Raw genomic sequence first — 21443 nt, 5'->3', positions numbered from 1 at the left:
CAGAATCTATCTAACATTTATTCAATTTCGGAGGAAATTATTATGTCCAGAACAGGTGAGCAATATATTGAGAGCTTGCGTGATGGAAGAACCATTTTTCTCAATGGAGAAAAGATCACTAATCACGTAGATCATCCTGCTTTTCGGAATGCAATCAGGAGTGTTGCTTCACTTTATGATTACCAGGCAGAACATGCTGATCGAATGACATTTAAAACGCCTGATGGTAAGAGCGTGGGATTATATTGGGAGCTTCCTGTTACCCGCGAGAAATTGATTGCCCGAGGCGAGGCGGCGTATGCTTGGGCAATGCAGAGTTGTGGCTGGTTAGGTCGAAGCCCAGATCATGTTTCTGCTGCTATCACCGGCATGATAACTCACCTGGAATTATTTGAGGAATATTCCCCAGAAAGAGCAGAGGCATTAAGAAATTACTATTCATATGCTCGCGATAAAGATATTTATTTGGCTTTTACATTAGTTAACCCACAAGGCGATCGATCTAAAACGCCCAGTGAGCATATAAAAAACGTATTTCATACTCTTGGTGTGCTGGAGGAAAAACCGCAAGGGATCATTGTTCGAGGGGCAAAGATGTTAGGGACCGCAGCTGTCCTTGCAGAAGAGGTTTTTGTTGGTGTGTTCAATCCACTCAAAGAATTCGTTGATGATAAATATGCATTGTCTTTTGCGTTACCGTTGAATACGAAAGGGATAAAAATTCTTTCCAGAAAGTCCTATGAAATGGGAAGCAATAAATTTGATTCTCCTTTATCACACCAATTTGACGAAAATGATGCTGTAGTTTATTTCGACGATGTTTTCGTTCCGTGGGAAAGAGTTTTTATTTATAAAAATACGGGAATGTGTCGCGACCAATTCCAGGTAACTGCCGCTGATGTTTTAATGGATGTTCAAGGCATGGCCCGGTATGCCGTTAAGCTGCATTTCTTGTCGGGTTTGGCCCATTCAGTAACCGAAGCCACTGGTGTCAATGAGCTTCCTGCTGTTCGAGAATCATTAGCTGAACTTGCTTGTTATGCCACTAATATGGAAGGACTCTTTCGGGGCTTGCTTAATAATCCTGATAGACATAATGAATACTATATTCCCAATCGATTACAATTATATGCTTGCCAGGTGGTACTACAGTCAATTTATCCAAAGGTAGTAGAAAACATCAGAAAACTCTCAGGAGGTGGTGTGATTATGTTACCGTCAAGTTATGTTGACTTGGCAAACCCAGAAATCCGTGACTTAATAGAAAAAACGCAATATTCAACCTCATTAGCACCGATTGAACGAGTGAAATTATTGAAATTAGTGTGGGATGCTATTGGCTCTGAGTTTGCATCACGTCATACTCAATATGAAATGTTCTATTCTGGCGCGCATTTTGTCGCTCTGTCTCGTCTTTATGATAAATATGATTGGGATTTTGCCAAGAGTATGAGCAGAGGGATTTTAGATTCTATTGATGTGAGCTAAATTCTGTATTTAATTCCAGATGCAGTTAATCGTCTTAATTTTTATAAAATTTTAAGATGCGGGATGAAATATATCCCGTTTCTTTGCTAAAGATGCGTCGTTTAATTGCTTAAAAAGCAGATTCTATCAAAATTATCTCAATGTGCTGAATTATTCATATATCTATCCGTGCATTTTGCTAGAGAATTAATTTCTCTGAAATATTTTCACATATTTATCTTCGTATAGAAAAGTCAGCACACAATTTATGCTATTGATAATAGTAATCTCAGGCAGGAAAATGCCAGTTGGCAGTAATGTGTTCAGTATGTCTGGTTCATATTGGTGGGCACCGAAGGGAGGAGAGCCGGAATGGTTGATTCGTGAGTTTGCTAAAGCGAAGAAAAAACCATTTCATTTTTATCTACAGGCGGGTTTGTTTGAAGTCAGCCGGGGTGATCGGGAGAGCATTTTGCCTAATAACCGCCACATGAAAAAAACGTTATTGCAGAAGGGCTATCCGGTTGAATCCAGTGAAGTCTCCAGTGGTCACAATTATATCTCATGGTGTGAGACGCTTTATCACCGAACACAGTCGTTGGTAACAAAATAGTAAATTGGATCTATTTTCTTCACATAATTGTCACATAGTTTATTTAGTATCCCTTTATCAGACTTAAAGATGATTTTTACTCCGATTGCTTTCTCATTAAGGAAATTCTATGTCCAAAAAGTATACGAAAAGTTTGGTTGCAGTGATGATGTCAGCTTTAATTTCAGGTGTCAGTTTACCCGTGTTGGCAGCTGGTAATCAGGATGCTAATCAAATTATGGTGGAAGGTCGGGCAATAAAAGGGAATATTACGGAATTTGGTGGTGCTCGCCGTATGACTCAAAATCAGACTGAGGCATTGAAAGCGGCAATTAATAATCATAAGGCCAAGAATGTTATTCTGTTTATTGGTGATGGTATGGGGGATTCTGAAATTACTATCGCCCGAAACTATGCGGAAGGTGCTGGTGGATTTTTCAAAGGGATCGATGCCTTGCCATTCACTGGTCAATATACTCACTATTCTCTGGATAAAAAGACCCATAAACCCAACTATGCGACTGACTCAGCCGCTTCTGCCACCGCCTGGGCTTCCGGTATAAAAACCTATAATGGCGCGCTGGGAGTTGATGTATTTGGTAAAGATCATCAAACTTTGCTTGAGCTGGCAAAAATGAATGGCAAAGCGACAGGTAACGTAACAACGGCGGAAATTCAGGATGCGACGCCAGCAGCACTTTATGCACATGTAACCAGCCGTAAATGTTATGGTCCAAAAGAGACAACTGAAAAATGCCCGACTAATGCACTGGAAAAGGGTGGGCGCGGTTCTATCACCGAACAATTGCTGATGGCTCGTGCTGATCTCACATTGGGAGGCGGTGCCAAGACTTTCGCCCAGAAATCGGTTGCTGGCGCTGGAAAGGGTAAAACACTGGAAGAGCAGGCACGGGAACAGGGCTATCAGTTGGTAAGAGATGTTAAGTCTCTGACATCAATTACTGAAGCAAACCAGGAAAAACCGCTGTTGGGCCTGTTCCATGAAAGCAATATGGATATTGCTTGGGAAGGGCCTAAAGCGGTTTATCACGGTAATATTGATCACCCACCGGTGAGCTGTAAAGTTAACTCCAAACGGGATCCTGATGCGCCAACGTTGGCACAGATGACGCAGAAGGCAATTGATCTGCTGAAAGTGAATAAGAATGGCTTTTTCCTGCAAGTGGAGAGCGCTTCTATCGATAAGCAGGATCACAAAGCTAACCCTTGTGGGCAGATTGGGGAAACCGTCGTATTGGATCAAGCGGTGCAAGTTGGTCTGAAATATGCCCGCGAACATGGTGATACGTTGGTTATTGTTACAGCCGATCATGCCCACTCTAGCCAAATTATAGAAGCTGATGTGAAATCTCCGGGGTTAACTCAGGCATTAATTACCAAAGATGGTTCAATAATGGCGGTTAGCTACAGTGACTCTGAGGGTGAAGATCAGGAACATACTGGTACTCAGATTCGGGTTGCTGCTTATGGTCCTCAGGCCCCCAATGTTGTTGGTCTGACTGACCAGACAGACTTGCATTTCACCATACGCGATGCGATGGAGTTGAAGTAATTTTTGCCAGATGATGTGTTGAATGGTAACAAGTTGAGAGTAAGGTTTTTTTAAGATCCCGCCCGTTAGTCAGATTTTCTGATTAGCGGGTAGACCTGTGTACAAGTCTCATAACCCCAAATACCCTACAAATCCGATAAAACGGTTAACATCATTATGTCAGACATTCGCCTGTATATGCTGCAAACCGGATCCATTTTAGAGAATCTCAATATATTGAGCTATCGATTAAATAACATGTATAAGTAGTACATTCCCTATTTTTTTCGTTTTTTATAACCAATATTGATATGCCAAATATTGGTTTGTATCGTCTGTTTTTTAGATTAAATGGTTATGTTTCTATCCATATAAATATTAATCAATAGTGAAGCATAACTATAAAATACTATTTGGTTAAAAAATATGATGAATTTATATAATTACATGATGGAATATGATGATATCATAAGTTATTGTAAATATAACGTTGATATATTATTGGTATAAATGGAAAGTTGTGAATATTTTTTGTTAATGCTGACAGAAATTGTCACTAATTTATGAATAATACTAGTAAGCGGTAACCGTAGTTTTTTGTAAATAAAAATAATACAAATAACGATAGGAATAATTCAGATGAAATATGCCTTTATTACCGGTGCGACAGGAGATATTGGTTTCGCAATTACAGAAAAACTATCTGAGGATGGTTTTGAGCCAATATTATTATCACGCACTCCTGAACGTCTCGATAATGCAATTAGTAAGCTACGTAATAAATATGGTAATCAATTTGCAAAAAAAATAGTTTGTGATGTTTCTGATCATGAAGATGTCAGCAAAGCTTTTGATCAACTTGATCTTGAAAATAATAAGCTGTCTGTACTAGTGAATTGCGCAGGTATTTCCGGTGGTGGAATTACCGCTGAAATAAGTCCTCAAACTTGGCAAAATGTAATAAACGTTAATTTAAATGGTACTTACTTTGTCATACATGAAGTTCTGACAAGAAAGCTAATGCTATCTGGTGGAAGAATTATCAATATTGCGTCAACCGGCGGCAAGCAAGGTGTTATTTATGGCACGCCATATTCCGCCTCTAAACATGGTGTTGTCGGTCTCACCAAATCCTTGGGGCTTGAATTAGCACGTAATGGTTCAGGCGTCACCGTGAATGCAGTTTGCCCTGGGTTTGTTGAAAGTGACATGGCAGTGCGTGTCAGAGAACATTACGCCAAGATTTGGGGTACCGATAAAGAAGAAACGAAAAGAAGAGTAGAGGAACGCGTTCCTATCGGAAGATATGTTGAACCTAATGAAGTGGCTGAAATGGTTTCTTATCTCGCATCTCCGCTCGCTGGGGCTGTAACCGCTCAGGCGCTTAATGTGTGTGGTGGATTAGGTAATTACTAATCATGAGAAATATTTCTTTATCATCTGATTTTTTTGATCTTTGGATTATAAAAATCGATGATATTGATTTAGTGTCTATTGAACAGTTAGTTTATGGTTCTGATATTACTCGCCATAATCAGATCTGTTTAGCGGATAGAAGAAAAAAATTTATATTTAGAAGGGTTGCATTGCGTTATGTTTTAAATCAATATCTATCGGATTATGAAATAATAACGAATGATAACGGAAAGCCTTATATATCCACGGAGAAAGACTTCAAATACTATTTTTCACTGAGTGCCTCGGGAGATTATTGTGTCATTGGCCTTAGTTCAAGAGAAATGGGTGTTGATATTGAAGTCACTCCCTCTAAGATAAAAATCTCAGAAATTGTTGAGTATTTTATTAAGGATGAAAAACTGGAATATATGAAAGGCATCATGTTAAAACAATCATTAGATGCCAGCCCCGGATTTAGAAGTTATTATTGTTTAATATCATTATATTACTGGGTTAGACTTGAAGCATATATTAAATTATTTGCTTCGACTTTGCATGAAGAGTTATTGATTAATAGCGCTGTTTCTGTGAAAAATATGAGAGAGCTGGAGGAAAGTACATTGCTAATTCATAATCAGGAATTTGTTTGTGCTTTGTCTCAAAAGAAGATAATTCCCACTCCGAATATTAAGAGAAGAAACTACTCCGAAATTATAAGGAACAAAGATGGATAATATTATTGATTTAAGTGTTCCTATAGATAGTAATTTTTGGGAGCCTGAAAAAGTCACGAGGGAAATAGTCGATCATAAAGCAGGTGCCAATAAATTAGGTGAGAGTTATTTGTATTTTCATACGAATTCATGGTGGAAAAGAGTTTTTGTAAAGCTATTCAAACGTAAAAAGTGGATTATTGATCATAATGATTTCCCTGATGGTATGGGATTATCACTTATGTATTATCGACTGACAACTCATACTGGAACACATATTGATGCACCTTATCACTATGGGTGGCATAAAGGGCAAGAGCAGCCGGCAACCATTACCGATATTCCTTTAGATTGGTTTTATAGTCATGGTGTATTACTTGATTTTAGCCAAAATGATCAGTTAATTGATAAACAGGCGGTAGAAAACCAGTTAAAGGAAATCAATTATAAAATAAAAGAAAATGATATTGTTCTTATAAGTACTGGCGCTGATAAATTAATAGGCTCAAAATCCTATTTTACTCACTATAGAGCTATTGAAAGCAGTGCTGTTCAATGGTTAGTAGAGCAAGGCGTAAAGATTATTGGAACAGATGCATTCAGTTTTGATCGGCCTTTTATAGAGATGATCAACGATTATAAAAAGACAGGGAATAAAGCTTGCTTATGGCCTTCTCATTTTATCGGACGGGATCACCCTTATTTGCAAATAGAACGACTTTGCAATTTAAACAGTATCCCTAAACCTTATGGATTTAAAGTGTGTTGTTTTCCAATAAAATTAGAGAAAGCGGACGCTTCATGGAGTCGGGTTGTCGCAATATTTGATAATAATATATAACTGACTGATAAAACTGAGTGCATTGTGAATATAAAAGAAGTTTCAATGGTTAAGGTTATATAAAGCAGCGAAAGATAGATTATCTTTGCTGTATTTTATTGTGAGCAGCTATATCAGCTCTATTGTAATAAATTTGTCATCTCCTTTCTGGATGATTTTTAAGAGTAAATTGAGCGATTAAGAAAAAGGCTGAATTATTATCTATAAAGATCGAATGGAGTTAACTTAATTTGGTTTAATCTGGAATATTCATGCCATTCTTGCATGTTTGGCAGATGATAAGTCAGTGAGAGACGCAAATTGATATGTAAAGGGAGTTATGGTTGGGCCTGGTGCTCATTCTCAAGAGTTTTGGTTAGGAGATAAAGATCAAATATATATATATGACAAATATTAATTTAAAGATAATCAAAGTAGTTTGAGATAACTACTTTCAGATAGGGATTTTCTTAAGTGAAAATGGGTAAATTTTATGTGAATAAAACTTACCTGACAATAAATTTGTATTCTATTTCTATCGAGATAACTATTGTGATAATAAATAACAGAAATGAATCTCAAACACAGAGAGTGGTGGTGACAGGGTTAGGTGTTATTTCACCAACAGGTATTGGCATTAATGAATTTTGGGACAATATTCATAATGGGAAATCGGGGGTCAGTGAATATAAGTGGGGAAGAAAAAAATTCGGATTCAAAAGCGGAGCTATAGGAAAGGTTGGTGATATCGATAACAAAGAATATGTTTTGCAAAATGAGCATAAATATCTGCGGTTTGCTTTGGATGCCTCCGAGATGGCAATGCAAGATGCAAATTTAACGCCTTTAGAAATTGACGGTAAACGCTTTGGTGTTGCAATAGCAACCGCTATTGCCGATGCTGCTGGAATGGAAGAGTGTTTGCTCAGAATTACCAATGGAGGCAAAGAAGAGATCAGCCCTGATTTAATTCAACCAGAGGATTACGATAGTTTTGATTTCAGTTCTGCGGCAACCTCTGTGGCGAAAAAGTATGGTGCATCCATGTCGGTGAGTAATATATCGACGGGATGTGCGGCAGGGCTCGACGCTTTAGGCATGGCTCTTGAACATATTCGTAGTGGAAGAGCTGATGTCATGCTGGCTGGTGCGAGTGAAGCTCCGCTTTGTCCACTGTCTATTGGCTCTTTTGAGGCTTTGGGCGCACTGTCATCAAGAGAACTGGAAAATCAGCAATCGGCGACCTGTCCTTTTTCTCTTGAACGTGATGGATTTGTTATTGCTGAAGGCTGTGGAATATTAGTTTTAGAGTCTTATGAACATGCGAAGAAGCGTGGAGCACATATCTATGCTGAATTAGTAGGGTATGCATCAGTCAATAATGCTTATCATATGACGGATTTGCCCGCTGATGGATTGGCAATGGCACGATGCATTGATATGGCATTGAAAGATGCCAGGATCGCCCCATCAGCAGTAAATTATATTAGTGCGCATGGAAGTTCTACAGCTCAAAATGATATTAATGAGTCAAATGCAATTAAATTTATTTTGGGAGAAAAAGCATTTGATATTCCAATTAACTCATTAAAGTCAATGACAGGTCATGCTTTAGCTGCCGCTAATGCTATAGAATCTGTTGCATTATGCTTGGAAATAGAAAGGCAATATATTCACCCAACAATTAATTATCAAACCCCGGATCCTGATTGTGATTTAGATTATATCCCTAATCAAGGTTGCGCATATCCTATTGACACCGCGTTAAAATTGTCCAGTGGTTTTTCCGGTATTCACAGTGTTATTGTTATGAGGGCAGTTAACAATGCGTAGAAGAGTTGTTGTTACCGGTGTTGGCGCAATACATCCTGATGGCAAGGATGTGACATCCATCAAGTCAAATCTGATGCAGAAGCTCTTGGGCCAAAACTCGATAAATAATATGACCTCAAGCCCTGTAATCAGGACATTGAGTGATCCCGATGAAAAAAAATATATCAATAGTCGCTTAAAGCGTAAAATTGATGACTTTTCTATTTATGGTATCGTCGCTGTTGAGATGGCATTAAAAGAGAGTAGATTAGATTTAGACAAGATTGATCCTAATCGCGTTGGGATATATGTTGGCAATTGCTTTGGTGGATGGAAACATATTGAAGACGAAGTTAAAGCGCTCCATATTGAAGGAATACAGGGAATGGGTCCTTATGTCGCTACGGCATGGTTCCCTGCTGCACTCCAGGGGCAGTTATCACTTCTTTATGGTTTTAGTGCACAATCTAAAACATTTTCTACATCGGATGTGGCAGGGATACAAGCAATAGGTTATGCGGCTGAAGCTATTTCTAATGGTGTAGCGGAAGTTATGTTATGTGGTGCGTCAGAACATCTTTCGAGCCCATTAGTTAAAAATTTACTTGAGCAGAGATCAGCACCAAGAAACTCTGAAATATTTGGCGAAAAATTACCAGAAAATTTCTCGGAAGGGGCTGCATTTCTGGTTATAGAAGAAATGCAACATGCTTTAGAACGTGGCGCTTCGATATTGTGTGAATTAACCGGCTTTATTGATTATTTTTCACCTGATAAAAATACAAGAAGTGACACCTTGGAATATACTGCTGAACTATTCAGCCATAATGAGAATTCTGCATTTATTATGGATGGAGTATATGATGATGAAAAGGAAATAACGAGTAAAGTATTTTCAGATAAAGATATAAAAACATCTTTTGTAAATCTGAGACCTTATTTAAATAATCAATTTTCGGTCAGTGGCGTGATTGATTCAGTCCTGGCTTCGTCATTCTTATCAGAAAATAATGGAGAACAGCAGCCTATTACAATAAATGAACTTTCAAATATTAATCAGATAGTCATTCAGCGTCTCAGTAACAAAGGTCATGTATGTGCGTTGAGTCTTTCAGCTATTTAATCTATAAAATATTTAAATTTGCGAGTGAAATATATGAATAACAATCCAGAAGTAAAAATAAAAACTATTTTGTCGTCTTTTGTTAATGTTAATTTTGATGATTTCAATATGGATGCAGATCTTGCTCAAGCTTATGATATGGATTCTACGGAATTAGCTGACTTAGCAAAAGAAATTGGGAAAGAATTTGGTGTTTCTGTGACTAAGAGTCAATTCAGTAATTGGGAAACAGGAAGAGCTGTCCTTGATTTCGTCTCAGCAAATTTAAGTGATAAAAATTAATTGTTAATCAAAGGGAAGCAGAAATGAAGCTAATTTCTATGTTGTTACATTCAGAGCGTGATAATTTAAATAACGATTGTATTATCACTAAGGATTCTCATTATACAAGAAAAGAGGTAATATTTTCTGTTTCCCATTTAATTGATAATTTACACAATAGAGGAATTCATAAAGATAATAAAGTTATCGTTATATTTGAACATGATGAATTAGGTATTTTCTTCTTGGCGGCGGCCAGTGCTATGGGATTACATTTGTTAATGCCCTATAATTTATCATCAGCGACAATCGATGAATGGATCAATTTTACTAATGAAGTTCAATACGATTTTGTTGTTTATCTTAAAAAAGATAAACATTTTGTTGAAAAATTAAAAGAAAACGGTATTAATGTTATTGATGTTTCAGATCATGAGATCAATGCTAATGATATAGAAGAAACCCCAGTTATTACCTATTCACCACAATCTATTGCTAATTTTATTGTACTTTTTACGAGTGGAAGTACGGGTAAACCGAAAGCAATTAGCATTTCAGAATCTTTAGTATGCCAACGAATTTGCACAGTAACAGAAAAATTAAAGTTTACTCAGGATGCTAAAATATTCATGTCAGGTTTATTGAATAATACTACCGGCGTGATTTTCTCTTTCGGTGCATTATTACATCAGTCAATACTTTTTATACCAGAAGACAGGAATATAGAGAAATGGCCTGCTTATATTTCACATAATAAAATTACGCATATTATGTTACGCCCAGAGTCGATGAAATTATTTGTTAAATCGGCAGAAAAACAGGATATTGATCTCACTTGCTTACACGTTGTTGCTTATGGGGCTGCGGCTATGCCGCCCAGTGTACTTGAGAAAGGACGTAAATTAATCGGCTGTGAATGGATGCAGGGATACGGATTAAGTGAAACTTATGGTCCGTTCTGCTGGGTGGATGAGCAAGATCATCGTGATAAAAAATATCTCGACTCAGTTTATTGTGTTGGAAAGATTGATAATACATTGGAAGTTGCTATTAAACCCATTACGGGCTCATCTGATAATATTGGAGAAATTATACTAAGAGGTAACAGTATAATGGAAGGATATTATGATGTGATTTCAGGGGAAATTACGCCTCCTGATGCGTGGTTTGCCACCGGTGATTTGGGTTATATCGATGACGATGATTATTTAATTTTAAAGGGACGTAAGCAAAATACATTTATGAGTGCTAACGGACATCGGATTTACCCTGAAGAAGTTGAATCTATTTTATCAAGAGTACCCAATGTGAATATTGCTACTGTTGTTGGTTTTTCTTTCTATGAAAATGGTGTTGCTATTAACCAACCTGTTGCCTGTATGAGTGGCGATATATCGAAGAAATTATTACCTGAAATTGAAAATATTCTTTCATCATTTCTGAGTGCTAAATTAAGTCAGGAAAAATGGCCTGACTGGTTCTATGTTACTGGTGAGTCTTTTCCGAAAAGCCATAACGATAAGATACTAAAATCAGAGTTAATTAAATCAATCGATCCTAAGAAATTATTTAAATTGAGGAATAAACAATGAATTATTACGAATCACATTCAATCATCTGTAATACACAGGTAGAAAAAGTATATCAGGTTATTGTCAATTCTGAAAAGTGGCCAGAAATATTTGAGCCTTGTCAGGAAGTGAAGGCTATCTTTAGAGATAAAGACAGTGAAAAAATAGAAATTAAAGCATTAATTAACGGTATCATTATGCAGTGGGTATCAGAGCGTAAATTTCATGCAGAAACACTCAGTATAAAATCAAAACTGACCAAGCCAATGACATTAGTCAAAGAGATGGAGACGTCATGGCGGGTTATTAAGATCAACTCTCAACAATGTATGCTTATGTTAGAGCATGATTATGATATTGAACCAGAAATAACAGGATTAGTTGCTGGTGTTGAAACCACTCAGCAGGCTCATGAATTTATTAGTAGAGGAATTGATCTTAACTCAGTTAAGGAGCTTAAGAATATAAAGAATATTGTAGAAATAAATGAAGGCCAGGAAAGAAATTTAAACGGAAATCTGACTCATTCAATAATATGTGAGGCACCGGCAAAGGATGTATATACTTTGGTTAAAGATGTCTCTTATTGGCCTGATATTTTCTCATTTTGTGAAAGTACTGAGGTATTAAATAGAATAGACGATTCAGAACTTGTTGAAATTAAAGCAAGACAAAATAATAAAACAGTAAGCTGGCAAACAAAGCGATATTATTTTGATTCTATTTATAGGATTGATTATGTCCTGCTTAAACCTATGCCATTATTAAAGGCAATGAGTGGGAGATGGCAAGTTATTCCTATTAATGATCAACGTTGTCTTCTGACGGTACAGAGGAATTGGTCTTTATTAGACGATATAAGCGGGATTATTGATGATGTTGATAATCATGAACAGGCTAATTTCTTTATTATCTCATTTACTAATGACAATACTCAAATGGAGATGGACAGTATAAAGAGTAAGGTGGAAAGTAATAATAAATCAGATTTATTAACTTTTACAACAGGATATTATATTCCTCATCAAATTGATAAAGTTTACGATATCTTTTTAAATATCAATGATTGGGATCAGATATTACCTCATTGTGATTCAGTGAAAATAATTCACAATGATGATAGGCACCAAGAGTTTAATATGGAGGTGTCAACGCCGAATGGAAATGAGACTTTCCGTAGCATACGATTCTGTGATAGAGATAATTTCTTGATTGAATATTTTCAACCAGAGCCTCCATTAGTATTAAAATCTCATAGCGGTTCATGGCGTATATTTAGCAGAGGAAGTGGCTCATTCATTGTTTCTAATCATCGTGTTGAATTAGATCATAATTTATGTGCAATCAAGTTTGGTATAGAAGATAAATTAAGACAACAAGAAATAGTGAAGAATGCTATTTCAGCAAATAGTAAGAAAATGGTTTTTGCCTGCAAAGAGTGGTTAGACGATCGTATCCAGTAAATTAAAGGAAAATACAATGAATAATAAGAATAAACCAAATAGAATTTCGGCAGCACTTTTTTCTACTTGTGGTTATTTTATGCCAAGACTTTTTTTCTTAAATTCTCAATATGCACCTCAGGTTCATTGGGGAGATGTGGTTGAGGCATTGAGTCATTTTCAGGAGGAAAACTTAGATTTATCATCCGAAGAATTCTGGCATGAGTGGATGATTAATTGGTCAAAAGTGGGTGATAATTATATCAGTATCGCTAATTCTGCTAAAAATGAAGTCAGTTATGTTCGTGCTTTGAAGAGTGCTGCTGCTTGTTATCATTGGGCTGAATTTATGTATTTCAGTGATAAAAGTAGAAAGATCCAGCTCAGAGAGTATATTCGCTCATGTTTTTTATCCGGTATAAAATATAGTGATTTACTGGTTGAGCATCAGTATATTATTGTTGATAAATTTCATATGCCGTTCTTCCTTATATTTCCTAAAGGGTATAAAGAAGAAGAGAATAATCCTTTACCTTGTGTTATTTTATCCAATGGATTGGATTCAATGACTGAAATTGAAATATTATCTTTAGCGGAACTTTTCTTGGAAAAAGGTATGGCGGTAGCTATATTTGATGGACCAGGGCAAGGAGTAAACCTTGGAAAATCGCCATTAGCTATTGATATGGAATTATATGTTACCTCTATACTTAAATTATTAGAAGATGATGCTAGAATTAATAGTGGCCTTCTCTGTTTCTTAGGAATTAGTTTCGGCGGTTATTTTGCTTTACGTCTTGCGCAAAAAATTGGCGATAAATTTTGCTGTATAGTTAATTTGTCTGGTGGGCCTGAAATAGCAGACTTTGATAAATTACCCAGAAGACTTAAAGCAGATTTTCAGTTTGCCTTTATGCAAGATAATCATATGCAGTCTCTTTTTGATGAAATAAAATTAGACCTGTCTTTAACTTGTAAAACAAAGGTTTTTACTGTTCATGGCGCATTAGATGATATATTTTCGATTGATAAAGTTAGAGAATTAGACCATTTATGGGGAGATGATCATAAATTATTATGTTATGAATCAGAAGCTCATGTTTGTTTAAATAAAATAAACGAATATATGATACAAGTTTTAGATTGGGTTAATGAACAATTTAGACTAAATGGCGGTAAGAAAAATTAATTTATCTTATACTTAGCACCTATTTTAGTTGGTGTAATTGTTTTAGACTGTTCTTATAAATGAATAGTGAACACAGACAGTGCGCAGGATCCGTATCGTACATATAATACGTGAGGATGACTCGTTTTCCTTGCCCTTTGGGTTGCTATATTAACGTGTGTTCAAAAGTTAACGCTTTTTCCTAAGTACTGTCTTGGTTCGCTGTTTATTTTTTCAATGAACGTGAAGGTAAAGCTTATTTTAGTTATGTCTTTTAGTTGCACGGCTCTTTTACTGTAAGTCATAAAATGAAATCATCTTCATAAACATTACGAAGCGAAATATCCGAATAATAAGTTCATATTTCTTCTGCTTAAATATTGACTGGTAGCATGAAGCTTGATTTTAATATTTAAGCTTTCTTATATTGTCAATACATAGTAAGTTTACTTATTGAAGGTAAATTTTATTTTTTGTATTGATTATCACTATATATATTTTAAATGTTTGCTCTATGATTCGATACCTACCTCTACCATGCTTCAATGTAATGTATCGAGCATTCACTCTTGATAGGGTAGAGTAATTATGAAAGGCGAAAATACTATTTTCGTTAACTCAGATAATTGAAATCTATATTAAATATAAGATTTCCAGTTGATGGTTTTATAGTGAAGTCTCGACATTGTTCCATTAATCAATGATGAAGAGTAAATAGTTCTATTAGATAGTTGGTTAGTAACTCAATATTATTTATTTAATAAAGATTTTTTTGTTTGATTTTTTATTAAAATGAGGAGTACGGAAATGTCAAGAACCGAAAGACTCATAGCATTATTGCAATACTTAAGACAAAGAAGATATCCTGTCAGTGGTAAGTTACTGGCGGGTGATTTAAATGTAAGTTTGCGGACCCTTTATCGAGATATTGCTTTGCTAAATAGTCAGGGAGCAAATATAGAAGGTGAACCAGGTTTAGGTTATACATTAAGACCGGGTTTTATGTTGCCTCCTTTAATGTTTACAATGGATGAAATTGATGCTTTAGTTTTAGGTAACAAATGGGTTATTGAACAAAATGATGTTGTTTTGGCTAAATCTGCTCATAGTTTTATATCTAAGATCGCGGCAGTACTTCCCGAAGAGCAGCGCGCTCAATTATACTGTTCGCCAATGTTTGTAAAAACGGAAAGTTATAGTAAAGTTACTGATAATAATTCGATATTATCTGATATTAGGAAAGCGATATATCATAAAGAAAAGATAGTGATAACTTTCTTTGATTTAAATAGTGTACGTACAGTGAAAACGACTTGTCCATTGTCGATTTTTTTCAATAATGAATTCTTTTTGGTTTCTTGGTGTGAATTTAGTCATGAATTTGTCAAGTTACAAGTGGGAAAAATAGAAAAATTAGAAGTGTTATCGGAAAAATATATACAAGATCGAATATTATTGCTAAAGAAATGGGGTGAGAAAGAAGGATTGTCTGAGAATTATTTATCTTGATAAACGATGATTACCAAACAATTGATATGGATATTTATCTAATGCAAGCATGATTGTTATTTCTGTTGAGTGTCTGGTTGAAGATATATATTTATGACTTTAGTAGGTTTTGATGATTATCTGAATTTTCTGCTTTTATTTAAATTGTAAGTTTAAGAAATTTAGTTTTTTTGTCAGATTTACCGAAAGTTGATTTTTTTCCTTAAGTTCAGAAGCAAGAACGACTTTTTGGACAAGCAAGCCCTGGAGAGCCGAATTACCCTATTTTAAGCCGGTTCAATAAAAATCATGATGTTTATTGAACCGGCTTTAGTTTATGGCTTAAGGCCTCGTATTCTCTATATAATTATTTTTACTTACATAAATAATTCAATGGAAGAAAATCTACCATTTCCATGTGTCTGGGCTGGTTCCAGAAGGTAATACACCAATGCCATAATCGCTAATAACAACAGCAACATATATATCATTGTCATAACAATCTAATTGATATTTCCTTCCTCTTTTAGTCCACTGCCAATAATCAGTTTTCCCGCTTTCAGGATAGAATTCTTGAAGAAGTGAAGCTGTTGCTGGATATAATCCATCGATATTGAGTGCGCTCGTATTTCCAGAGTTATTCCAAACCACATCACCTGTTAAAATTTTATTGGTTATATTAACAACGAAAAAGTAATGGCTATTAACGCCAAGCATTTCACCTTTTTCTTTTTTATCAATTTCTTTCATTTTAGGCTCCTGAACTAATGGATAAAGCTGTTGATAATCATAGAAATAACCGTAGTTTCTCTGCAATTGCTATTTTTTTGCTATAAATTCAATAGCCATGACGATAATTACAGTAGAAATAGATACAAAGTAAATATATTTTTATACTTCATTATGTTAACTTGGATAAGTTTCTCGTAAATAATCTATTCGTCATGACATTTTATGAATGTCCTGGGTAATGCATTGTTTATAATTTAATTATATTTATGAGCACAGATAGAAAATTATATATCAGATATTTTTATAGTAGCGTAAAAATACGGAATGTAAAGTATATCGTCATTATATTTTATCTGAATGCCACAGGAAATTGAGCTGGTAATTTTTGGGCTGGTGAACGACAGCCAGCCGCCATATTTCTAGGGAGGGAATCTGAAATATAACTTGTTAAATTGACTGGTGATATTCCCCATAAAAAAGTGTTTAGTTGAATTGTGTTTTTTCAAAATAATATAGAATTGTAATTTTAAATTAAACTCCGTAGATCAAGTGGTAATAATGTCTAAAGTGTGAATTTTGTATTTTTTTAATGATGAAATTATTAAATAATAAAACTATCACGTAGGTAAAAGTAAGCCAATATTCATATGTCGTATGATGAAATAGATTTTAACTAGTTTACTATTGTTATTTTTATTGTGTTGATAATACAGGATTGTAATTCTGGGTTAAATGGTGAAGTAAAGTGGTAAATGGTAACAATATTTAAAATATAAGCAGTATATTGTGCATCTTTGTGATTTTAACATAATAAAAACTTTTAGTTTTTTATTGAAATATAGTTATATATGGTATAGCTTATTAGCAATTGTTATTTGGATGTTTTATTTATTCTTAGGGGCGATAATATTTTATAAAGAAATCTTAACGTGAATAATTAATAAATTAAGTAAAGTAATTATATAAAAGCAGATTTCTATCGTGTGTATAGAAATATGTTTTTTATTTCTAATTTTTTAATGGATTTTTTATGTTGTTAAAAAAACTTGATTGGTATTAGTCATATCATAAATTGCTTTTTTTAGGTGATGTAAATGTCGGTAATATAAATACAGATTTTCAATCTGTGTTTTTTATACTGCTGTAAGTAATTCGGCATATTTCTCATTACTGGATAGAAATAGACTATATGATACTTTTCTTGAAATGACTTGATTGTTAAAAGTAAAAACACCATTGATTTTAATAGTTATCTTTCTGGTAAAGATGTTTTTCCTATTGGTGAAATTTATTGAAAAATAACGCTATTGATTATTATATTAACGATGGATTATGTGTGAATATTGTGGCGATCCCAGAATTCTATTTGTTTATTAAATGTTAATTATTGATGGTGAATTTGTATCTGGTGATTTGTTTTTAACTGTTTTTTGAGCTATTGGCGTATAAGTAATTATGATTAGGTTCGATGATAAAGTTATTAAATATAAGTTCGTTATTACATTGGCCTTTGTTAAATCATAATTGTTGTATTTGTTTTTCTTTTCTTTACAAGGAATTAACAAATCTAAATATTATTTTTCCCAAAACGGTGACTCATTTTTATTTGGTTAAGTCGTTGTATTCAACATGCTGTCATTTTTTGCGGCAGGATATTTGGTTGCTACTTGCCGGATGATGAAACAACTTACTTATTATTTTAAGGGAGTAAATACCCTTTTTTCCTTATTTCTGGAGATGACTTTTGACTTCTCTTGCTTATGTTGACGCCTTTTGCGCGCTTGATCATCCCTATCGTGCAGATAGTGCTTGTGACCAACTGTTTGACGCGGCCATGCGCGAGCTGACGCGCTACCATTGTGAACACACTCCCGGTTATCACCAGTGGTTGAAGGCGAATGGTCTGGACGATCAAACATTGGAAAAAATGAGCGATTGGTCGCGTTTGCCGCCCATTTTCGCAAATTATTTTAAACGTCAGTTGTTGCTCAGTACCACCGGCCAGGATGCACTGGAATTGACCTCATCCGGGACAACAGGTCAAAAAAGCCGTATGCGTTACGATACACGCAGTATACAGGCGGCGCAGAATATGGTTGAGCGCATTTTCGAGTATTACGGCTGGAATACGCCGCAACAGCCTTGTAACTACTTACTGTTGAGCTATGAACCCGCCGGAGCGATTACTCTGGGAACCGCCTATACCGATCAGTATCTATGTAAATACGCGCCAGTGAATCAAGCCTGTTATGCACTGCGCCACAATGGAAAAGGCAATGAATTTGATCCGTTTGGTGTGATCCGATCTTTGCAGGAATTTGCTGTGCAAGGGCTGCCGGTGCGTATGCTGGGCTTTCCGGCATTCCTGTGGTTTGCACTGGAACGGATGCAGGACATGGGCCTGCCACCGATACAGTTGCATCCTGAGTCACTGGTATTTTTAGGGGGCGGTTGGAAAACGCACGCCGATAAAGCAATTCCAAAATCGTTGTTGTATCAGCGTTTAGGTGAACAACTGGGGATCCCTGACGAGCGTTGCCGGGATGGTTACGGTTCGGTTGAACATCCGGTGCCTTATGTTGAGTGTCGGCATCACCATTTTCATGTGCCAACTTATGCCCGCGCCTATATTCGTGATACGGCTAATATGGCGGTTCAACCCTATGGTAAACCTGGTTTTCTGCATCTGACATCGCCTTATATCACCTCCAGCCCGGCACACAGTATCGTGGTGAGCGATTTGGCAGTGCTGCATTCAGCCGTTGAATGCGGTTGTGGGTTGGCTACTGATTGGTTTGAGTTACTGGGGCGTGCCGGTACAAGTAAAAGCCGCAGCTGCGCGATTGCGGCCTCTGAGTTGATAAAGGAGTCCTGAAATGTATTTAGTTAATGGCAAGATCATATCTGACTTGGAGCCCGCCGCTGTATTGGCCGAACTTAAAAACAGCCTTGCGGATACGCTGGCTTGCCCCCCAAGTGTACAACAAGTATTGGACTGTGCCGGGCGCTTTGCCGACAGTCTCGATACCATCGCTTCTGAGCTTGCGCTGGATACAGCGACAATCGCCGCTTTACGCGGTTTTTGTCGTCGTGATTTGCTGGAGGCAAAGTTACGGCACGAGTTGGGCGAACAACCATTTTCCCTGCGTCGTTTTGACTATACACAGCCCCGTTTTGAAACCTGGCAACCTCTGGGACTGGTAGTGCATATCACACCGGCTAATGCGCCGTTGCTGCCATTTATGGCTGTGCTGGAGAGTTTGCTGGTAGGTAATGTTAACTGGCTACGCCCCAGTAGCAGTGATCACGGCCTCAATGCACAGTTATTGGCGGAATTCCTGCGTTATGACCTGAGTGGCAAGTTGGCTCCTTATGTCTCGGTATTACCTTTACCGTCTGATCAGCTGTCAACATTGCTGGAATGGGCTGATGGGGTGTCAGCTTGGGGAAGTCATACCGCATTGACCGCCATCCGTAGTCAATTGCGACCGGGTTGTCGCTGGATCGACTGGGGACATCGTATCAGCTTTGCCTATCTGGATCCGCAGTCTGCCGACGATGCTGATTACGATGCGTTGGCTGATGATGTTTGCCGGTTTGATCAACAAGCTTGTTCCAGCCCACAGTGTTTGTTGGTAGACAGCACTGATGAAAACGTTTTGCGGGAGGTGGTGAGCGCCGTGGCTGCTGCGTTGGCACGACGGGCACCAGCATGGCCGGCCTTACAACCGGACATACAGCAAGCGGCTGAAATCAGCAGCCAGATGGCATTTTTGCAGTTAGATCACACTTTTGCTGGTCTGACGGGTGCGGTAGAAGAAGGGGATGGGTGGCGGGTCGCTTGGGTGCAACGTCAGGAGCTTGCGCCATCACCATTGTATCGTACCCTGCAAATTCGCCCGGCGCCACGTGCGCGACTGGTGGAAATTTTGTTGTCGTGGCGCCCCTATTTGCAAAGTTGTGCTTTGATCGCCGAAACAAATGAACTGCCGATGTTGAGTCGCCAGTTGCTGGCCGCAGGTGTCAGCCGGGTATGTCAGGCTGGGGCGATGCACGATGGTTATGAAGGTGAGCCACATGACGGTGTTTATGCATTGACCCGGCTTGCTCGGCGTGTCTCAGTCAGCTTGAAAGCAGAGCAATTGCCGGGCCATGTCACACTGGATACATTGGCGGTCAATCCTCCGGAACTGGCCGGGATCCCAGTGATGGATAAAGAAAAGTTTCAGCAAAATGGGGTAACGTCAAAAGCACAGGTGTTTTTCCGCAGCGGTGGCAGTAGCGGTACGCCGAAACTGGCGGGTTTCAGTCACAGAGATTATCACAGTCAGATGCAGGCAGCGGCGGATGGTCTGTTTTCCGCTGGTTTAGATCCGGCACAGGACCGGGTAATGAATCTGCTGTATGGCGGCAACTTGTATGGTGGTCTGCTGAGTTTCTTCACTATTCTGGATAAGTTATCCGTGCCGCATTACCCGATGGGCGGCCCGGTAAACGATGATTTTAGCCAAATCAGGCATTTTATTGTCACTCAGGGGGTCAATACGCTGGTGGGGATGCCAAGCACTATATATCAGCTGTTTGAACGTGAAGAGGCTGCGTTACATGCCTATGGTGGTGTGCGTAAAATTTTTTCTGGTGGTGAGCATATTAGTGAAGAACGGAGTCAGTTTTTATCCAGTTTTGGTATTCAGGTGATCCGCTCGGCAATTTATGGCTCCGTTGATGCCGGTCCATTGGGCCATGCTTGCGCTTGTTGCCACGATGGGGAATTCCATCTGTTATCTGATATTCAGTGGCTGGAAATATTGGCTCTGGATAGTGATCAACCGATCCAGCCCGGCGAAACCGGTCGGTTAGTGTTCACGCCTTTGGCCCGGGAAGGGCAGGTGATTCAACGCTACGATTTGGGAGATTTGGGCTACTGGCTACCCGGTCTTTGTGCCTGCGGGTTGCCGGCACCGCGTTTTAGATTGGTAGGTCGTCATGGGACATTGATACGGGTAGGTTCTATTTTTGTGAATCCAACTGAATTGTCAGCCAGTTTGGCGTTTCCAGTGCAGTGGCTGATAGGGGATCACGCTGGTGGTGGCGAATACATCCATGTGTTAGCTGATGGTGATGTTAACCAGGTACGCGGGCATCTTATGCAACATAGAATGCTGAATCAGGTTGTCAGTGGTGGAATGCTTCAACTGGAAATTATCCCTACGCCAGCCGGACAGTTCCGTCGTCACCCGCAAAGTGGCAAAACGCCGCTGGTGCTGGATAGCCGAACCTGAGACCCATAATATTACTTTTTGA

At 37.7% G+C, this 21443-nt stretch carries 16 protein-coding genes; 15 read left to right on the top strand and 1 reads right to left on the bottom strand.

Annotated elements, in window-relative coordinates; genetic code table 11:
* The first annotated feature begins 42 nt into the window (after positions 1–42).
* The 13 genes from C5471_RS08375 to C5471_RS08315 all read left to right on the top strand — a co-directional run bounded on the left by C5471_RS08375 (position 43) and on the right by C5471_RS08315 (position 15428).
* Positions 43–1488 (top strand): 4-hydroxyphenylacetate 3-hydroxylase family protein, encoded by a 1446-nt coding sequence (locus C5471_RS08375; protein ID WP_133813219.1) that lies wholly within the window; start codon positions 43–45, stop codon positions 1486–1488.
* A gap of 280 nt (positions 1489–1768) precedes the next feature.
* Positions 1769–2080 carry an alpha/beta hydrolase gene (locus C5471_RS08370; RefSeq protein ID WP_242688619.1) on the top strand — a complete coding sequence of 104 codons (312 nt, stop codon included), beginning with the start codon at positions 1769–1771 and terminating at the stop codon, positions 2078–2080.
* Between the two features lie 109 nt (positions 2081–2189).
* Positions 2190–3632 carry an alkaline phosphatase gene (gene phoA / locus C5471_RS08365; RefSeq protein ID WP_166295782.1) on the top strand — a complete coding sequence of 481 codons (1443 nt, stop codon included), beginning with the start codon at positions 2190–2192 and terminating at the stop codon, positions 3630–3632.
* Between the two features lie 618 nt (positions 3633–4250).
* Complete coding sequence (locus C5471_RS08360; RefSeq protein ID WP_166295779.1) at positions 4251–5027, top strand: SDR family NAD(P)-dependent oxidoreductase; 777 nt, start codon at positions 4251–4253, stop codon at positions 5025–5027.
* 2 nt (positions 5028–5029) lie between these two features.
* A complete protein-coding gene (locus C5471_RS08355) occupies positions 5030–5743 on the top strand; it encodes a 4'-phosphopantetheinyl transferase family protein (RefSeq protein ID WP_133813220.1) in 714 nt (237 codons plus the stop codon).
* Positions 5736–6563, top strand: a complete 828-nt coding sequence (locus C5471_RS08350; RefSeq protein WP_133813221.1) for a cyclase family protein — start codon at positions 5736–5738, stop codon at positions 6561–6563. The genes C5471_RS08355 and C5471_RS08350 overlap by 8 nt, the downstream gene beginning before the upstream one ends.
* Positions 6564–7022: 459 nt before the next feature.
* The gene (locus C5471_RS08345; RefSeq protein WP_242688624.1) at positions 7023–8375 is read left to right on the top strand and encodes a beta-ketoacyl-[acyl-carrier-protein] synthase family protein; all 1353 of its coding nucleotides are present in this window, start codon (positions 7023–7025) and stop codon (positions 8373–8375) included.
* Positions 8368–9477 carry a beta-ketoacyl synthase N-terminal-like domain-containing protein gene (locus C5471_RS08340; protein ID WP_133813223.1) on the top strand — a complete coding sequence of 370 codons (1110 nt, stop codon included), beginning with the start codon at positions 8368–8370 and terminating at the stop codon, positions 9475–9477. Before C5471_RS08345 ends, C5471_RS08340 begins: the two co-directional genes overlap by 8 nt.
* 33 nt (positions 9478–9510) lie before the next feature.
* Positions 9511–9759, top strand: coding sequence for an acyl carrier protein (locus C5471_RS08335; RefSeq protein WP_133813224.1), 249 nt, complete (start codon positions 9511–9513; stop codon positions 9757–9759).
* Positions 9760–9782: 23 nt separating this feature from the next.
* Complete coding sequence (locus C5471_RS08330) at positions 9783–11330, top strand: class I adenylate-forming enzyme family protein (protein ID WP_133813225.1); 1548 nt, start codon at positions 9783–9785, stop codon at positions 11328–11330.
* On the top strand, positions 11327–12772 hold the full coding sequence (locus C5471_RS08325; RefSeq protein WP_133813226.1) for an SRPBCC family protein: 1446 nt from the start codon (positions 11327–11329) through the stop codon (positions 12770–12772). Before C5471_RS08330 ends, C5471_RS08325 begins: the two co-directional genes overlap by 4 nt.
* 16 nt (positions 12773–12788) lie before the next feature.
* On the top strand, positions 12789–13940 hold the full coding sequence (locus C5471_RS08320; RefSeq protein WP_133813227.1) for an alpha/beta hydrolase family protein: 1152 nt from the start codon (positions 12789–12791) through the stop codon (positions 13938–13940).
* Between the two features lie 786 nt (positions 13941–14726).
* Positions 14727–15428, top strand: coding sequence for a helix-turn-helix transcriptional regulator (locus C5471_RS08315; protein ID WP_166295776.1), 702 nt, complete (start codon positions 14727–14729; stop codon positions 15426–15428).
* Positions 15429–15812: 384 nt separating this feature from the next.
* Here the strand turns inward: C5471_RS08315 and C5471_RS08310 are convergent, their stop codons facing one another.
* The gene (locus C5471_RS08310; protein ID WP_133813229.1) at positions 15813–16157 is read right to left on the bottom strand and encodes a hypothetical protein; all 345 of its coding nucleotides are present in this window, start codon (positions 16155–16157) and stop codon (positions 15813–15815) included.
* 1726 nt (positions 16158–17883) lie between these two features.
* Here C5471_RS08310 and C5471_RS08305 point away from each other — a divergent pair.
* Positions 17884–19014: a LuxE/PaaK family acyltransferase gene (locus tag C5471_RS08305; protein WP_133813230.1), complete on the top strand. Its 1131-nt coding sequence runs from the start codon at positions 17884–17886 to the stop codon at positions 19012–19014.
* A gap of 1 nt (position 19015) precedes the next feature.
* A complete protein-coding gene (locus tag C5471_RS08300) occupies positions 19016–21421 on the top strand; it encodes an acyl-CoA reductase (RefSeq protein WP_133813231.1) in 2406 nt (801 codons plus the stop codon).
* Positions 21422–21443 lie beyond the last annotated feature (22 nt).

The sequence above is a fragment of the Photorhabdus tasmaniensis genome, assembly GCF_011189505.1.
GTDB classification, from domain to species: domain Bacteria; phylum Pseudomonadota; class Gammaproteobacteria; order Enterobacterales; family Enterobacteriaceae; genus Photorhabdus; species Photorhabdus tasmaniensis.
Note: the sequence above shows the minus strand (reverse complement) of the source record. Positions and strands in the feature narration are given on the sequence as shown.

What these genes read in the sequence shown, in the direction of transcription:
- C5471_RS08375 (WP_133813219.1), top strand. Translation starts at nt 43, where the DNA reads ATGTCCAGAACAGGTGAGCAATATATTGAGAGCTTGCGTGATGGAAGA.
- C5471_RS08370 (WP_242688619.1), top strand. Translation starts at nt 1,769, where the DNA reads ATGCCAGTTGGCAGTAATGTGTTCAGTATGTCTGGTTCATATTGGTGG.
- phoA (WP_166295782.1), top strand. Translation starts at nt 2,190, where the DNA reads ATGTCCAAAAAGTATACGAAAAGTTTGGTTGCAGTGATGATGTCAGCT.
- C5471_RS08360 (WP_166295779.1), top strand. Translation starts at nt 4,251, where the DNA reads ATGAAATATGCCTTTATTACCGGTGCGACAGGAGATATTGGTTTCGCA.
- C5471_RS08355 (WP_133813220.1), top strand. Translation starts at nt 5,030, where the DNA reads ATGAGAAATATTTCTTTATCATCTGATTTTTTTGATCTTTGGATTATA.
- C5471_RS08350 (WP_133813221.1), top strand. Translation starts at nt 5,736, where the DNA reads ATGGATAATATTATTGATTTAAGTGTTCCTATAGATAGTAATTTTTGG.
- C5471_RS08345 (WP_242688624.1), top strand. Translation starts at nt 7,023, where the DNA reads ATGGGTAAATTTTATGTGAATAAAACTTACCTGACAATAAATTTGTAT.
- C5471_RS08340 (WP_133813223.1), top strand. Translation starts at nt 8,368, where the DNA reads ATGCGTAGAAGAGTTGTTGTTACCGGTGTTGGCGCAATACATCCTGAT.
- C5471_RS08335 (WP_133813224.1), top strand. Translation starts at nt 9,511, where the DNA reads ATGAATAACAATCCAGAAGTAAAAATAAAAACTATTTTGTCGTCTTTT.
- C5471_RS08330 (WP_133813225.1), top strand. Translation starts at nt 9,783, where the DNA reads ATGAAGCTAATTTCTATGTTGTTACATTCAGAGCGTGATAATTTAAAT.
- C5471_RS08325 (WP_133813226.1), top strand. Translation starts at nt 11,327, where the DNA reads ATGAATTATTACGAATCACATTCAATCATCTGTAATACACAGGTAGAA.
- C5471_RS08320 (WP_133813227.1), top strand. Translation starts at nt 12,789, where the DNA reads ATGAATAATAAGAATAAACCAAATAGAATTTCGGCAGCACTTTTTTCT.
- C5471_RS08315 (WP_166295776.1), top strand. Translation starts at nt 14,727, where the DNA reads ATGTCAAGAACCGAAAGACTCATAGCATTATTGCAATACTTAAGACAA.
- C5471_RS08310 (WP_133813229.1), bottom strand. Translation starts at nt 16,157, where the DNA reads ATGAAAGAAATTGATAAAAAAGAAAAAGGTGAAATGCTTGGCGTTAAT.
- C5471_RS08300 (WP_133813231.1), top strand. Translation starts at nt 19,016, where the DNA reads ATGTATTTAGTTAATGGCAAGATCATATCTGACTTGGAGCCCGCCGCT.